Below are 15,099 nucleotides of genomic sequence, written 5' to 3' on the forward strand. Positions count from 1 at the left end.
GTCAATCATTATCCGGCATGAAACACGCGCGGTAATCGGGACAATCACCACACACCGGGGACTTGCAGATCGGTATGCCTTCCCGGCCGCACAGTTGACGATAGAAGAACTTCTTCCAGCGCATGTTGTGCACATTCTGATCCGCCAGGGCGGGGAAATGTCGCGTCATCAGGGTGGAAAGCTGCGCACGCACATCCAGCCCCAGGCCCTGCCATAGATGGCCCGGTTTGAGGGCACGACGTGCAATGATGTGCGCCAGCCATAGGGCCACATCGCCTGGATGCGAGACATGATCAATCAGCAGGCTGCGAAGGTCTGCCTCCTCGATGGCGCCCTCGCCCGCCTCACCGTCCCGTGTGACTTCAGGCTCCAGTGCGTCAAAGCCAGGGAAGCACTGATCCAGCAGGTGGTCCAGCCGGTCGGCGGGGAGCCCCAGGCTTGCATTCAAGGAGGCCTCCCGGGACTGCTCCACGTCTTCCAGCGCCGCCGCCAGGGCGCAGGCCAGCACGTGGCGGTCGAAGGGATCACCCCGCCCTGGCAATGCCAGCAAACGGTCACGCCGGTGCGTGTTCGGGTCGGCCAGCGGATGAGAATTGGATGCCATGACAGGACCCTCGCTCATGGATGATGGGATCGCGGCACTCATGCGACGGCAATGCCCTTGACCATCGCCCATATGGATTGGCCCGGGGACAGGTCCAATTGCCGGCAGGAGCAGGCGCTGATCCTGGCCAGTAAATGATGCTCTCCCGCCGCCAGATTCAGGATGACATGACCCGGGTGGGGATCCTCACTGATCTGTGTGATTTTCGCCGGAATCGAGTTGAGCACGCTACTGGACTTGGGGCGCTCCAGAGCCACGGAGACATCCCGTGCCAGGATGCGCACTCTCAAGGGGGTTCCAATGGCACGGTCTTGATGAGAGATGAGCAAAGTGCCGCCGGGGAAGGCCATTTCCGTCAGATGATCGGGCTCGTGGTGCGCGGCCACCGTGCCCTCGATCACCGCCGAGGCCTGTTCGCTGTGTGCCAGAGGTAGGTCGGTGCGGGTGAGCAGGGCCTGCAGCGGGCCCTGAGCCAGGACGCGACCATTCTCCAGCAACACCATGTGGTCCGCCAGGCGGGCCACTTCCTCGATGGCGTGGCTGACGTAGACCACCGGGATGGAAAGCTCATCCCGTAACCGCTCCAGGTAGGGCAGTATTTCCCCCTTGCTGGTCTCGTCCAGAGACACCATGGGCTCGTCCATGAGCAGTAGTCGAGGACTGGTGAGCAGAGCCCTGCCAATGGCCACCCGTTGACGCTGACCGCCAGATAGCGCATCCGGAAATCGGCTCAGCAAGCTCTCCAGCCCCAGCAGACTCACCACATCATCCAGTTGTACGCGGCGTTCCTCGGCGGCAATGCGCTTGAATCCGTAGAGCAGGTTATGCCTGACGCTGAGGTGCGGAAACAGGCTCGCTTCCTGGAAAACGTACCCCAGGGGCCGCTGATGCACCGGCATGAAGTGTTCCCCACCCTGCCAGAGATCTCCGTTGAATTGCAGGTGCGCCTCTTGTATCCGCTCCAGGCCCGCCAGACAACGCAGGATGGTGGTCTTGCCGGAACCCGAGCGACCGAACAGGGCGGTGACCCCTCGCCCGGGGATGTGGAGATCCACATCCAGAGAAAATGCGCCCCGCTGCAGATGGAATCTGGCCTGGATGCTCATGACGCCACCCCCACCACCTTGAATTTCCGATTTAATGCATAGACAGCCAGCAGCAGCGAAAACGAGAGCACCACCAGAATCAGGGCCAGCGCGTGTGCCGACTGATAATCCATGGCCTCCACATGATCGTAGATGGCGATGGAGGCCACCTGGGTCTGACCGGGAATGTTGCCACCCACCATGATGATGACGCCAAATTCACCCAGAGTGTGTGCAAAGGAGAGCACAGCAGCGGTGAGAAACCCTCGTCTTGCCAGTGGAGCCACCACAGTGAAGAAACGATCCAGCGGCGAAGCCCGCAAGGTGGAAGCCACCTCCAGCACACGCTTGCCGGTCGCCTGGAAGGCATTGGTGAGTGGTTGCATGACAAACGGCAGGGAATAAATCATGGAACCGATGACCAGGCCGGTAAAACTGAAGGCCAGATGCTGGAAACCCATGGATTCTAGGGCCCCCCCCACCCACCCATGAGGTCCCAGCAAGAGCAAAAGATAAAACCCGAGCACGGTGGGGGGCAGAACCAGTGGCAACATGACCAGTGCTTCCACGACCACCTTGCCTCGCCATTGAGTGTGGGCAAGCCACCAGGCCACTGGTGCACAAAGCACCAGCAATATGGATGTACTGATGACCGCAAGCTTGAAGGTGACCCAAAGGGCCGTGACATCTTGGGGATATAACGATATCGGCATCATGGTATCCGAAGTAATCGGGGGTCAATGAAGGTCCTACCCGATGCCCGGTGCCCGATGCCCGGTGCAAAGGGTCGCTCCGGGCGTCGGGCAGGCATGACGGGTCAGGGTACGCTGTAACCTGCGGCTTCAATCATCCGCACGGCTTCCGGGCTCCGCATCCAGGCCATGAACTCCCGAGCCACATCCATGTCGGCAGCTCGCTTGAGAATCACCGCCTGCTGTTCGATGGGCTCGAATAACTCCGCGGACGGAATCCAGTGGGACCCAGGGATGGAGCCATCGTCGGCCTTGACCTGGGACAGGGCGACGAACCCCAGTTCCGCCGCCCCCGAGGCCACCTGACTGTAGGCCTGGCCGATGGACTGGGCCCGCGCCAGCCGACCCTCCTCGTTTAGTGCATCCCAGACACCCATGCCTCCGAGAATCTGCTGGGCGGCCACGCCATAGGGCGCATTTCTGGGGTCGGCAATGGTCAGAAAACGAAAATCTCCGTTGTGTAGCAAGGTTTCGGGGTCGTCCATGTAATCCGTCCGACTGGACCACAGGACGGGCACACCGACGGCGTAGGTGAACCGGGTCTCCTCCAGCGCCACGCCGTCCGTCACCAGTGTTTCCGGACGACGGGCATCGGCCGAGAAGAACAGATCAAAGGGCGCACCATTGCTGATCTGGGCATACAGGGCACCCGATGAACCGGCGCTGATGTGGATCGTGTGGCCGGTCTTTTCCTCGTAGGCGGCAGTCAGCGTTTGTGCAGTGCCGAGAAAATTCGCGGCCACGGCAGCTCGGAGTTCAGCGGCGGTGGCTGTTGTGATACCAATGCCCAGGAGAGTGGCAAAGACGACAAGTTGTACGGGTTTCATGGGTCATCCTCTGCTTGATTGGAATAGTAGACTTCAGTCGTTGACGGCCAACAGCACGTGGGAGGCCTTGATCAGGGCGCAGGCCTCGGCCCCCTGGGTGAGCCAGCCCTCGTCCAGGGCCTCGCGGGTGACGATGGCGGTGAGCACACGGCCATGACCCAGATCCAGCTTGACCTCCGCGTTCACCGGGCCGGCCTCCACGTGGGCGACAGTGCCCGGCAGACGGTTGCGAGCGGACACGCGCATGTCGCCGGTGACCTCGCCCAGGACCACGAACGAGGACTTGATCAGCACATGGACCTCCCTGCCCTGTTCAAGACCCAGCTCCTGCCCCGCCTCGTGAGTGACCACCGCGTGGATTGTCAGGCCATGGCCGATGTCCACGGTCACCTCATCGCTGACCGCGCCTTGAGTGATCCGGGAGACCTTGCCCTGATAGTGATTTCTTGCCGTCGTACGCATGGAGAGTTTCCTCATCAGTGTCCAGACATCCCCCAGTTGTTCGCCGGTGGATTGCGCCATTTGCTCCAGAAACGCCTGGTAGGCCTGTTCAGCCGACCGGTACTGGGCAATCACCTGTTCGCCATGGGCCGTGAGCCGGGTGCCGCCGCCATGGCGTCCCCCCGCCTGGCGTTTCAGCAGGGACTGATCAGACAGGTTGTTCATGGCGTCGATGGCATCCCAGGCCGCCTTGTAGCTCATGCCGATGGCACGCGCGGCCGCCGAGATGGAGCCGGTGGCCGCCACCTGCTCAAGCAGCTGAATCCGGGCGCTGCCCAGAAAGGGCTTGCCTTGCAGCTTGAACCAGAACTGACCTTCGATTTCCGGTTGCATGGGGGACCTTGTGGGTTGTCGTTATGTTTTTCTGTATATAACGCATGACATGCGGCCGGGGAAAACGCACTGCGTGTCGGATGATCATTATGCGAATTTCGGGCCAGCAGGCATTATATTTTTAACCTATTGTTTCTAATATTATTTATAGTCCCAAAAAACAAATAGCGGGATGTGGATTTTGCTACAAACAAGGACACGGTGCCGGTTCCGCCCCTCACCCCAACCCCTCTCCCCGCTGGGGAGAGGGGCCTATACCATCTCTTGGACAGGGGGTTGCTCCCTTCTCCCCTCGGGGGAGAAGGGCCGGGGATGAGGGGTGTGGCGGGCACGGTGCCGGTTTCGTCCCTCATCCCAACCCTCTTTCTCAGGGTTTCAAAAAAATCAAAAAAAAAGGGGCGGATGGGCTTGCACCTTGCAAGACCCATCCGCCCCTTGGTTGCCCTCTACCGCCAGCGGGAGAGGGTTTTCGGGTAACGTACGGTTTACTTCAGATCAAAACGATCACCGTTCATCACCTTGGTCCAGGCCTTCACGAAGTCCTTGACGAACTTCTCCTTCGAATCGTCCTGGGCATACACCTCGGCGTAGGAACGCAGGATGGAGTTGGACCCGAAGACCAGATCCACCCGGGTGGCCGTCCACTTCACGTTGCCGCTCTTGCGATCGACGATCTCGTAGAGGTTGTTGCCCTTGGGCTTCCAGGTGTTGGCCATGTCGGTCAGGTTCACGAAGAAGTCGTTGGTCAGCACCCCTTCCCGATCCGTGAAGACCCCATGCTTCGTGCCACCATGGTTGGTGCCCAGTACCCGCATGCCGCCGACCAGCACGGTCATCTCGGGAGCGGTCAGGCCCATCAACTGCGTGCGGTCCAGCATCATCTCCTCGGCAGAGACCACGTAGTCCTTCTTCAGCCAGTTGCGATAGCCATCGTGAAGGGGTTCGAGCACGTCGAAGGATTCGGCGTCGGTCATCTCCTCGGTGGCATCGCCACGACCCGGTGCGAAGGGCACCGCGACATCGAACCCGGCATCCCGGGCGGCCTTTTCCACTGCGGCCGTGCCACCCAGCACGATCAGGTCGGCCAGGCTCACCGGCTTGCTCAGGCCGGACTGGATGCCTTCCAGCACCCCCAGCACCTTTTGCAGACGCTCGGGCTCGTTGGCTTCCCAGTCCTTCTGGGGGGCCAGGCGGATGCGGGCACCGTTGGCACCGCCCCGGTAGTCGGAGCAGCGGAAGGTGCGGGCGCTGTCCCAGGCGGTGGTGATCAGTTCCGAGGCGCTCAGACCGCTATTGAGCAGCTTATCCTTCAGATCTGCCACCTCGGCATCGCTCAGGGTGTAGTCCACCTTGGGCACCGGGTCCTGCCAGATCAGGTCTTCCTGAGGCACTTCCGGGCCCAGATACCGGCTCTTGGGACCCAGGTCACGGTGGGTCAGCTTGAACCAGGCGCGGGCGAAGACCTCGTTGAAGTATTCCGGATCGTTGTAGAAACGCTCGGAGATCTCACGATAGATCGGATCCTTGATCATGGCCATGTCGGCGTCGGTCATGATGGGGTTGTAGCGAATGGAGGGGTCCTCCACGTCCACCGGCTTGTCTTCTTCCTTGATGTCCACCGGCTCCCACTGCCAGGCACCCGCCGGACTCTTTCTGGACTCCCACTCATGTTCAAAGAGCATCTTGAAGTAGCCGTTGTCCCACTGGGTGGGATGGGTGGTCCATGCACCTTCGATGCCACTGGTGATGGTGTCGCGCCCAAAGCCCTTGCCCTGGGGATTGCGCCAACCCAGGCCCTGCTCTTCCACATCGGCCGCTTCCGGGTCAGGGCCCAGCTTGGAGGCATCGCCATTACCGTGGCACTTGCCCACGGTGTGACCGCCGGCGGTGAGGGCCACGGTTTCCTCGTCATTCATGGCCATGCGAGCAAAGGTGGTACGCACGTCCTGGGCGGTTCGCAGCGGATCGGGGTTGCCGTCGACGCCCTCCGGGTTCACGTAGATCAGACCCATCTGCACCGCGGCCAGGGGATTTTCCAGGCTCTCGCGGTCGTCGCTCTCGTAGCGGTTGGAGCTTTCGGCCAGCCACTCCTTTTCGGAGCCCCAGTAGGTGTCCTTTTCCGGGTGCCAGATGTCGGCCCGACCGCCCGCGAACCCGAAGGTCTTGAATCCCATGGATTCGTAGGCGACGTTGCCGGCCAGGACGATCAGATCGGCCCAGGACAGCTTGTTGCCGTATTTTTTCTTGATGGGCCACAGCAGGCGGCGGGCCTTGTCCAGGTTGCCGTTGTCGGGCCAGCTATTGATGGGGGCGAAGCGCTGGTTACCCGTGCCGGCGCCTCCACGGCCATCGGCGATACGATAAGTGCCCGCGGCATGCCAGGCCATGCGGATCATCAGACCGCCGTAATGGCCCCAGTCCGCCGGCCACCAGTCCCGGCTCTCGGTCATCAGATTGCGCAGATCCTGTTTGACGGCCGCCAGGTCCAGCTTCTTGAATTCCTCAGCGTAGTCGAAGTCCTCACCCATGGGGTCGGTCTTCGTATCGTGCTGGTGAAGGATGTCCAGGTTCAGTGCATTGGGCCACCAATCCATGTTGTCGTTACCGGTTGCGGTATTGCCACCATGCATGATGGGGCACTTGCCTGCACTCTTGACGTCATTTCCGCCCATTTCTTCCTCCGTTTCTTGCTTGATCGTTATGTACTGAACCGTCACCCCGAATGCCCTGGGCAGCCCGGATAGGATCCGACGGCCATCCCCTGACCAGGATGTCTGGCAGACACCCCTTGGACGGGGTCAGCCTGCCGAATGTTCAATTGTTCTGCCCTTAGAGTTATAGGGTATGGGACCGATAAATTCAAATGCAGGATGCGGATGATTCTGATAGATCTTAACTATCTCCACGCCTCAGCAAAGCCGGTCGATCCCTCGCGCCAGATCCCGCTGGATGTCCTCGAGATCCTCCAGGCCTACGGCTACGCGGATCAGGGATTCACCGATCCCCTGGATCTCCCGTTGCTCGGGCCTGATGCGGCCGTGGGTGGTGGTGGCCGGATGGGTGATGGTGGTCTTGGCGTCCCCCAGGTTGGCGGTGATGGAGAGCAGGTGCGTACTGTCGATCACCTGCCAGGCCTGTTCACGCCCGCCCTTCACCTCAAAGGCAACAATGCCGCCATAGGCGGCCTGCTGGCGGGTGGCCAGATCGTGCTGCGGATGAGACGTCAGACCAGGATAGTGGACATGCGCCACGCCGGGTTGCGCTTCCAGCCATTGGGCCAGGGCCAGCGCGGATTCACTGTGGGCCCGCATGCGCAGACGCAGGGTCTCCAGCCCCTTGAGAAACACCCAGGCATTGAAGGGGCTCATGGTGGGTCCGGCAGTGCGCAGGAAGCCGAACACCTCCTTGCCCACCCGCTCGGCATCACCCACCACGGCGCCCCCCACGCATCGCCCCTGGCCATCCAGGTACTTGGTGGCAGAGTGGATCACCAGGTTGGCCCCCAGTTCCAGCGGACGCTGCAGGGCCGGGGTACAGAAGCAATTGTCCATGACCAGCAGACACCCATTAGCGTGCGCCAGGTCGGCCAGGGCGCGAATGTCCACCAGTTCGGTCAGGGGGTTGGACGGGGTTTCGGCAAACAGCAGACGGGTTTCGGAGCGGATGGCGGCCTCCCAGGCAGCCAGATCCCCCAGCGGGACGTAGGTCACCTCGATACCAAAGCGGGTGAGGTAATTGCTGAACAGGTTGGTGGTGGAGCCGAACACCGAGCGCGAGGACACGATGTGGTCGCTGGCCTTGAGCAGGGACAGACAGGTGGACAGGATGGCCGCCATCCCCGAGGCGGTGGCCACACAGGCCTCCCCGCCTTCCAGGGCCGCCAGCCGATCCTGAAAGGTGCGTACCGTGGGGTTGGTGAACCGGGCGTAGATATTGCCCGGCTCGTCGCCGGCAAAACGTGCTGCGGCCTCTGCCGCACTGGCGAACACGAAGCTGGAGGTGGCGTAGATGGGGTCGGAATGCTCCTGTTCGGGGCCACGCCGTTGACCGGCGCGGATGGCCCGGGTATCGAAGCCCTCGGTGGGTTCACCGGGATCGTTCAGGGGATGTTCCATGGTGGGATTGCCCTCGCCCGCCCCGTCGGGCACAAAAAAAACCCGCCAAAACGGGTCGTCACCCGATTTAGCCGTATTTGTAAGGCGCCCGCAAGCTGGATCAAATCGGCGCCGCTCAAGGGTCAGCGCCAGGCGCTGACTGATGCTTGTCAATTTAAGAGGCTCGAATGGACCTGTCAACGCCGCACGGTATCGGCAATGGAAACCGACTGAACAGCGTCCGCCCACTGACCGGCCTCCAGCAGCGCATTCATGATGTCTTCTCGGGGCAGATCATCAAAGATCACCGCTTCTATTTGTTCAGTCTCGCAGGCCCGGGCACAGGCCACCACCTCGCCCAGCTCGCCTTCCCCCTCCAGTAGGGCACGCTTGATTTCATCATCCAGAGGCAGGGGGGCGATCACCTGCGGCAAGGGGCGTTCCATCACCAAATCCAGGGCCGAGAAGAGACCGGCCGTAAAGTAGCGCTCCACCGGACGACGGCCGGCCATGCGGGCGATGCGTTCGCACAGGCCAGCGCGTTGCAGGCACAGGTGCACCAGGCCCGGCGGTCGATCCTGCAGGCCGCTGAGCACCAGCATGCAGGCCCAGGTGACCAGCTTGCGATGACCCAGGATGAGGATGGCCCGGGCCAGGGAGTCCACCTGACGATTGAGGCCAAAGAAGGGGGAGTTGATCAACTTGAGTAGCTTGAAGGCCAGCCCCGGATCCTGAGCAATCAGATGCTGCAGTTCATGGACATCCATCTCCGGCTGCTGCAACCGCGCCAGCAAACGCAACACGGTGAGCTTGCCGGTGGGCAGGTTGACCGCGCGAAACACCCGGGGGCGACTGAGAAAATAACCCTGGAAATAATCAAAGCCCATGTCCCGCAGGAATTCATAGTCCTCCAGGGTTTCCACCTTTTTGGCCACTCGTTCCACCCGGGCCGACTTCAAGCCTTTAAAGATGCAATGCAGATCATCGGGCCGGGATTGAGCAGTGTCGATCTTCACCTGATGTACCACAGGCAGCAGGGCATCCCGTGACGTACCGGGAAGATAATCGTCCAGGGCCAGCACATAGCCCTGCCCCGACAGCCCGCGCAGCAACTCCAGCGCCTTATCATCACAGGGCAACGAAGGCGGCAGATCCAGGACCATGCGACCGGTGGGAACCGCCAGTTCCCGCAATTCACTCATCAGGCGCCAGGTCATGTTGATGGCAGCCATGCGACTGCCCACCAAGGCATCCAGACCGATCTCGCCGAATGCGCTGAGCATCACATGGGAGGTGGCCGCGTCACTGGCTGTGGCGCTGTCAGGGGATGTGGCCGTGCGAAACAGCAGTTCATAGGCATAAACGCCCAACTGCTGGTTATAGATCGGTTGCCGGGCAATATAGGTGCCCGCTTCAAGGTGATGTGCTGAATCCATGCCTGCTCGCTCCTGGGAGGTGGACAGGCTATCAGCAAGCGGGAAATGGTGGAAGTGGAAGGGCTTTGGCTCAGGATTGGGAGGTGACCTGCACACGATCGGCCACGGCACAGAGCAGGTCGTAACTGATGGTCTCGGCGGCGGCCGCGATCTCGTCCACCGGCAGGCCCTCGCCCCAGAGGGTGACCGAGTCACCCACGGCAGCCTGAGGGTGGTCCGTCAGATCCACGGTGATCATGTCCATGGACACGCGACCGATCAACGGGGCACGCCGCCCCCTCACCATCACTGGCGTGCCGTTGGGCACGTGCCGGGGATAACCGTCCGCGTAGCCGATGGCCACCACGCCCACCCGGGTGGGCCTTGTGCACTGGAAGGTGGCACCATAGCCCACGGTATCTCCCATGGCTCGATCCTGAATCGCCACCAGCGGCGCCTGCAGGTGCATCACCCGTTCCAGACCATGCCGGGCGGGATCCCGGTCGGCCAGGGGTGAGGCCCCGTAGAGCATGATGCCGGGACGCACCCAGTCCCCATGACTTCGCGGCAAGGAGAGAATGGCCGCGGAGTTGGCCAGGCTGCGCAAACCAGGCAGGCCCTCGGTGGCAGCCTCGAAACGCTCCAGTTGGGCGGTATTCTCCGGACGCTCGGGTTCATCGGCGCAGGCCAGGTGAGTCATCCATACCGGTGGTTGCATCACCTGGGCACACCGTTGCAGCCCCCCATACACTGCGGCAGCGCGCTGAGTGGGGAAACCCAGGCGCCCCATGCCGGTATCCAGCTTGAGCCAGACCTTCAGGGAGTTGGAGAGCGGCGTGGTCTCCAGCAGGCGAAGCTGGGTCTCGTCGTGTGCCACCACGGCAATCTCTTGATGCGCGGCCTGGCGCAGTTCCCGTTCGTTCTTGAAACCCTGCATCACCAGCAGGGGCAAGCGGAACCCCGCCCCCCGCAGGGCATCTGCCTCATCCATGCAGGACACGGCAAACCCATCCGCCATCGGCGCCAGCACATCGGCCACTCGCATGAGCCCGTGCCCATAGGCCTCGGCCTTGATCACGGCCATCACCTGACGGCCGGGCGCCATCTCCCGCACCCGCCGCAGATTATGCTCCAGGGCACTCAGCCGCAGATGCGCCCAGGCAGCCCGCTTCACGAGAAGGCCTCGTTGGAGTAGATCTCCGGCACGTAATTCTCGAACCGGGTGTATTGCCCCAGGAAGGTGAGCCTCACCACCCCGATGGGACCGTTACGCTGCTTGGCGATGATGATCTCTGCCGTACCCTTGTCCGGGCTGTCCTCGTTGTAGACCTCGTCCCGATAGATGAACACGATCAGGTCCGCATCCTGCTCGATGGCGCCGGAGTTATGACTGACAATTCCATCGGCCAGCCAGCAGGCATTGCCGGGTACGGTCAGATCGAACACTTCCTCCTCTCCCGCCGGCTCAACCGATACCACCCGATCCCAGAACAATTCTGCATTGGCGATCTGCCTGAGGCGTTCGTCTCCCAGGATATCCACGTAGCTCAAGAGCGTTTCCCGCGATGGAGAGAATGAAAAATGCGAATTGCCTCCGTAGGCGGTTCCGCGCATACCCGCCATACGACGATGGCTGATACCCTGCAGGGTCATCTGCTCTCGTATGTAGTCAAACACCTCTGAAGGCAGGGTATCGACATTGGAGTTATCTTTAATGCCGCTTAACCTGGCCAGGATGGACTCAGCGTTCCTGATCTGGTGACCAAACGCGCCGATCTGTTCGATGAACATTCTTTGCTGCGCAGCACCTGAAACATCCAGGGTGAACCAGCCCTCCCCTCCAGACTTTTTGACCTGCCGGATGCGGCCAACTATTCCAAAACGCAGCAATAGCGCTGCAATATCACGAATCAGGATTTCACTCACCGTGGAGAAATAGATTCTGCTCCGTCCATTGGCGGTCAGCGTCATGCTGCCATCAGTGGCCCAGAGATGCCTTAAAAACAAGGCCAACTGCTGGTTGGGTAAACTGAATACACCCACAGGCACCCGCTTTTCCCTGGAACGCTGCCCAAAAACACCTAACTCCTTCAGCCAGCGCCCGACCCCCGCGGGATGCCAGCGATTCCCATTTCCACTGATCACCAGCTGATGCCAATGACCACGCCCTGCATGACGATTGACAGTGGATCCCATGGATCTGGCCGCCATGGTCACCACATGGCTGTTATCCTCGCTGGCGGTGGTGTAGCGCAATGGCTGATGCCTGATATAACTGCCATCACCCAGCAGATGGGCTAGCAGAACGATCTCATGCTCAGACCAGCTTTCCGTCGTTTCCGGCTCAGGCAACCTCCTCGCGACACCCAGGCGATCCCCGGGCTGAATATCCCCTGCGGTTTTCCAATCCCACAGCGACTTCAGACGATGATCCGGGGTACAGCGAATGGTACGACCGCTGGCCAGGCTGATTTTCAGTACCCGTCTTCGCCCCACGGGCCAGACAAGGTCCGTTGCCGCAGGTTGCATACATCCCCGGGCATCCACTGAAATCACTTCAGGGGTTCTGCCTGCAAGTTCAGCGATGGGCAAGCGGGTGCCGTCGGCTAGCACGACCAGAGTGTCTCCGGTCACGCATTCACGCAGATCCGACATCACCGGCCGCTTGTTGGGGCGCTGTTCCAGGCTGCGGTTGAGCTGCGAGAGCGCAATCACCGGCACATTCATTTCCTTGGCCAGGGCCTTGAGCCCTCGGGAGATTTCCGAGATCTCGTTGGTGCGATTCTCGGCGCTGCCCGGCACCTGCATGAGCTGCAGATAATCCACGACGATCAGACCCAGCTTCTTGTGCTCGCGCATCAGCCGCCGGGCCCGAGCGCGCAGGTCGTTCGGTGACAGGGCTGGGCTGTCATCGATATAGAGTTGCGCCTCGGAGAGCATGGATACGGCGCTGGAGAATCGAGGCCAGTCATCATCCTCAAGACGACCGGTACGCAGCCGTTGCTGATTGATCCGCCCCAGGGATGACAGCAGACGCATGGCCAGCTGCTCCCCGGGCATCTCCATGCTGAACACGGCCACCGGATACTGCTGCTTGAGGGCGGCATATTCGGCCATGTTCATGGCAAACGACGTCTTACCCATGGAGGGGCGTCCGGCCATGATGACCAGGTCGCCCGGCTGCAGGCCGGAGGTCATCTCATCGAACTCATCATATCCGGTGGACAGACCGGTGATGGGGGTGTCCTGCTCGAACAGCATCTCGATGTGCTCGACGGTGGACTTGAGCAGGGTGCGCATACCGCGGAAACCCTGACGGGAACGCTGGCCCTGTTCAGCGATCTTGAAGACCTTCTGTTCCGCCTCATCCAGCAGTTGCTGACTGTCCCGGCCCTCGGGCTTGAAACCACTGTCGGCAATACCGGTGCCCACGCTGATAAGCTGGCGCACTACCGAACGCTCGCGCACGATTTCGGCGTAGGCAGCGATATTGGCGGCACTGGGGGTGTCCCGCGCCAGCAGGCCCAGATAGGCCAGCCCCCCCGCCTCATCCAGTTCGCCACGGGATTCCAGGCGTTCGGAAATGGTCACCACGTCGAAGGGGGCATTGCGGCCCGCCAGTTCGGAGATGGCGCGGAAGATCAGCCGATGATCATGTCGATAAAAGTCCACCTCGGCCACGGCATCGGCCACCGTGTCCCAGGCCTCGTTCTCCAGCATGAGACCACCGAGCACCGCCTGTTCCGCCTCAATGGAATGGGGTGGAATCTTGAGCGATGAGGTATCGGTATCGTAATGGGGCGGCGGGGGTGTTTCGTACATGGCGTTCTACCGGAAGGGATCGGGCAACCGCTGGTCAGGGAAAGTATACCCTCCCCGGACAGTCATAGGGTTTGGAGACCGCCCAACGTGGGAGCGGCCCCTGGCCGCGAGGGCCAGGCTCAGCCCGGAACACCGGACCCTTCGCCTCCCTCGCGGCCAGGGGCCGCTCCCACGCAAGCTCCCCCAGGACCACGCCCCCCGAAAATCCCCGGGAGCGTGGCGTCGGAGATCACTCCTCGCCGGACACAACCACCTTCAGGGTGGCCTTCACGTCGGTGTGGAGTTGCAGAGCGATCTCGTACTCACCCACCACCCGCAGCGGGCCATCGGGCATGCGCACTTCACGCTTTTCCAACTCGCCGCCAGCGGCATTCACCGCATCCGCAATATCGGCGGGGCCCACGGAACCAAACAGTTTGCCTTCACCACCGGCCTTGGCGGTCACGTTGACCGTCATGGCCTCCAGCTTGTCACGGCGGGCCTCAGCCCCAGCCAGTGCAGCGGCAGCGGCCTTTTCCAGTTCGGCGCGACGGGCCTCGAACTCGGCAAGGTTGGCTTCGGTGGCAAACTTGGCCTTGCCCTGGGGCAGCAGGTAGTTACGGGCATAGCCGGCACGCACGCGCACCTTGTCACCCAGGTTGCCCAGGTTTTCCACCTTTTCCAGGAGAATGACTTCCATCGGTTTTTACCTCAATCAAGAATCAAATGCGTTGCCCGCCGAGAGGTCGGGCATCAGGTATCGTCGGACTTGTCTTCGGGCTGGGCCCGGGTCAGTCGGCCACGCAGGTCCAGGAAGCTGTCCATCACCCCCAGGGTGGCAAGCAGAATCACCATCTGCGGCAAGGCCAGGGCCAGCAGCACATAGGTGAACACCAGCCAGATCCGGCTGAGCTTCATCCTGGCGTTGGTGCCATGAATGACCGCCAACCCATGCAGGAAGAAAGCCATCAAGAACACCAGCGACAATTCGAACAGCAGGTATGAATCGGTGAGCCAGGCGACCAGCAACAGTCCCACCAGCATCATGGCCGGCACGCGTCCCAGGCTGAGGGCGTGAAATTCCGCCCGGAAACCGCCGGGGTTGTACAAGAGCGCCTGCCAGTAACGGGCTAGAAGGAGCCCCGCACTCAGCGCCAGCAGGGACACCGCCGCCAGCATGCCGGTCATCAGTGAGGCCGCCTGCAGAAAGGCCTGCTGGCGTTCACTGCCGGTCACACCCGACTGCTCGAACAACGGCCCTACAGCCTGCTCCAGCACTGCCAGCCACATCCGCGGCAGATCAGGAACGGCGGCATGCAGCAACAGGATGACACCACAGCCGATGCCGATACCCACTGACAATGTGATCGCCCAGGAGAAGGTCCTGCGCAACACCTCGGCCAGTACCAGGGCCGGCAGCCACTGGATCAGGGCGGTGACCGCCCCAACCGCCGGAGAGAGCCCCGCCACCCAGGCGATCAGGGCAAACACAAGGGCAGCCAATGCCGCTACGGCCATCCCCTGCCCTGCACCAAGGCGCAATGTCACCAGAGAGACCACCGAACTGCTGACCAGGGCCAGCGGTGGCAGCAGCAGACCAGCCACCCCAAATCCAGCGGTGGCCGTGGCGGCCCGCAAGCGGCCCTGCATGATGAATGACGCCAAAGGCTTCATGGGGTCCTGCCCC

At 61.7% G+C, this 15,099-nt stretch carries 12 protein-coding genes; all 12 read right to left on the reverse strand.

Features of this window, described 5'->3' with window-relative positions:
* Position 1 precedes the first annotated feature (1 nt).
* A complete protein-coding gene (locus tag LPW29_RS10485; RefSeq protein ID WP_218140432.1) occupies positions 2-604 on the reverse strand; it encodes a nitrogen fixation protein NifQ in 603 nt (200 codons plus the stop codon).
* A gap of 38 nt (positions 605-642) precedes the next feature.
* Complete coding sequence (modC, locus tag LPW29_RS10490; protein ID WP_238627970.1) at positions 643-1,710, reverse strand: molybdenum ABC transporter ATP-binding protein; 1,068 nt, start codon at positions 1,708-1,710, stop codon at positions 643-645.
* Positions 1,707-2,405 (reverse strand): molybdate ABC transporter permease subunit, encoded by a 699-nt coding sequence (gene modB / locus LPW29_RS10495; protein ID WP_238627971.1) that lies wholly within the window; start codon positions 2,403-2,405, stop codon positions 1,707-1,709. The genes modC and modB overlap by 4 nt, the downstream gene beginning before the upstream one ends.
* A gap of 101 nt (positions 2,406-2,506) precedes the next feature.
* On the reverse strand, positions 2,507-3,268 hold the full coding sequence (gene modA, locus LPW29_RS10500; RefSeq protein ID WP_090254827.1) for a molybdate ABC transporter substrate-binding protein: 762 nt from the start codon (positions 3,266-3,268) through the stop codon (positions 2,507-2,509).
* A 33-nt stretch (positions 3,269-3,301) separates the two neighbouring features.
* Positions 3,302-4,102 (reverse strand): TOBE domain-containing protein, encoded by an 801-nt coding sequence (locus tag LPW29_RS10505; RefSeq protein ID WP_238627972.1) that lies wholly within the window; start codon positions 4,100-4,102, stop codon positions 3,302-3,304.
* 485 nt (positions 4,103-4,587) lie between these two features.
* Positions 4,588-6,774: a catalase/peroxidase HPI gene (katG, locus tag LPW29_RS10510; RefSeq protein ID WP_238627973.1), complete on the reverse strand. Its 2,187-nt coding sequence runs from the start codon at positions 6,772-6,774 to the stop codon at positions 4,588-4,590.
* A 237-nt stretch (positions 6,775-7,011) separates the two neighbouring features.
* Positions 7,012-8,217 (reverse strand): O-succinylhomoserine sulfhydrylase, encoded by a 1,206-nt coding sequence (locus LPW29_RS10515; RefSeq protein ID WP_238627974.1) that lies wholly within the window; start codon positions 8,215-8,217, stop codon positions 7,012-7,014.
* A gap of 176 nt (positions 8,218-8,393) precedes the next feature.
* Positions 8,394-9,632 carry an EAL and HDOD domain-containing protein gene (locus LPW29_RS10520; RefSeq protein WP_238627975.1) on the reverse strand — a complete coding sequence of 413 codons (1,239 nt, stop codon included), beginning with the start codon at positions 9,630-9,632 and terminating at the stop codon, positions 8,394-8,396.
* A 70-nt stretch (positions 9,633-9,702) separates the two neighbouring features.
* Positions 9,703-10,785: an alanine racemase gene (gene alr / locus LPW29_RS10525; protein ID WP_238627976.1), complete on the reverse strand. Its 1,083-nt coding sequence runs from the start codon at positions 10,783-10,785 to the stop codon at positions 9,703-9,705.
* The gene (locus tag LPW29_RS10530; RefSeq protein WP_238627977.1) at positions 10,782-13,433 is read right to left on the reverse strand and encodes a replicative DNA helicase; all 2,652 of its coding nucleotides are present in this window, start codon (positions 13,431-13,433) and stop codon (positions 10,782-10,784) included. Before LPW29_RS10530 ends, alr begins: the two co-directional genes overlap by 4 nt.
* Before the next feature lie 229 nt (positions 13,434-13,662).
* Positions 13,663-14,112: a 50S ribosomal protein L9 gene (gene rplI / locus LPW29_RS10535; protein ID WP_090254810.1), complete on the reverse strand. Its 450-nt coding sequence runs from the start codon at positions 14,110-14,112 to the stop codon at positions 13,663-13,665.
* 53 nt (positions 14,113-14,165) lie between these two features.
* A complete protein-coding gene (locus LPW29_RS10540) occupies positions 14,166-15,086 on the reverse strand; it encodes a DUF2232 domain-containing protein (protein ID WP_238627978.1) in 921 nt (306 codons plus the stop codon).
* Between the last annotated feature and the right edge of the window lie 13 nt (positions 15,087-15,099).

Origin of the sequence: Ectothiorhodospira sp. 9100 (genome assembly GCF_022227565.1) — a bacterium.
Taxonomy (GTDB): Bacteria; Pseudomonadota; Gammaproteobacteria; order Ectothiorhodospirales; family Ectothiorhodospiraceae; genus Ectothiorhodospira; species Ectothiorhodospira marina.

Coding starts and splice junctions, on each gene's coding strand:
- LPW29_RS10505 (WP_238627972.1), bottom strand. CDS start 4,102: ATGCAACCGGAAATCGAAGGTCAGTTCTGGTTCAAGCTGCAAGGCAAG.
- katG (WP_238627973.1), bottom strand. CDS start 6,774: ATGGGCGGAAATGACGTCAAGAGTGCAGGCAAGTGCCCCATCATGCAT.
- LPW29_RS10530 (WP_238627977.1), bottom strand. CDS start 13,433: ATGTACGAAACACCCCCGCCGCCCCATTACGATACCGATACCTCATCG.
- LPW29_RS10515 (WP_238627974.1), bottom strand. CDS start 8,217: ATGGAACATCCCCTGAACGATCCCGGTGAACCCACCGAGGGCTTCGAT.
- modA (WP_090254827.1), bottom strand. CDS start 3,268: ATGAAACCCGTACAACTTGTCGTCTTTGCCACTCTCCTGGGCATTGGT.
- LPW29_RS10485 (WP_218140432.1), bottom strand. CDS start 604: ATGGCATCCAATTCTCATCCGCTGGCCGACCCGAACACGCACCGGCGT.
- modB (WP_238627971.1), bottom strand. CDS start 2,405: ATGATGCCGATATCGTTATATCCCCAAGATGTCACGGCCCTTTGGGTC.
- LPW29_RS10540 (WP_238627978.1), bottom strand. CDS start 15,086: ATGAAGCCTTTGGCGTCATTCATCATGCAGGGCCGCTTGCGGGCCGCC.
- LPW29_RS10520 (WP_238627975.1), bottom strand. CDS start 9,632: ATGGATTCAGCACATCACCTTGAAGCGGGCACCTATATTGCCCGGCAA.
- modC (WP_238627970.1), bottom strand. CDS start 1,710: ATGAGCATCCAGGCCAGATTCCATCTGCAGCGGGGCGCATTTTCTCTG.
- rplI (WP_090254810.1), bottom strand. CDS start 14,112: ATGGAAGTCATTCTCCTGGAAAAGGTGGAAAACCTGGGCAACCTGGGT.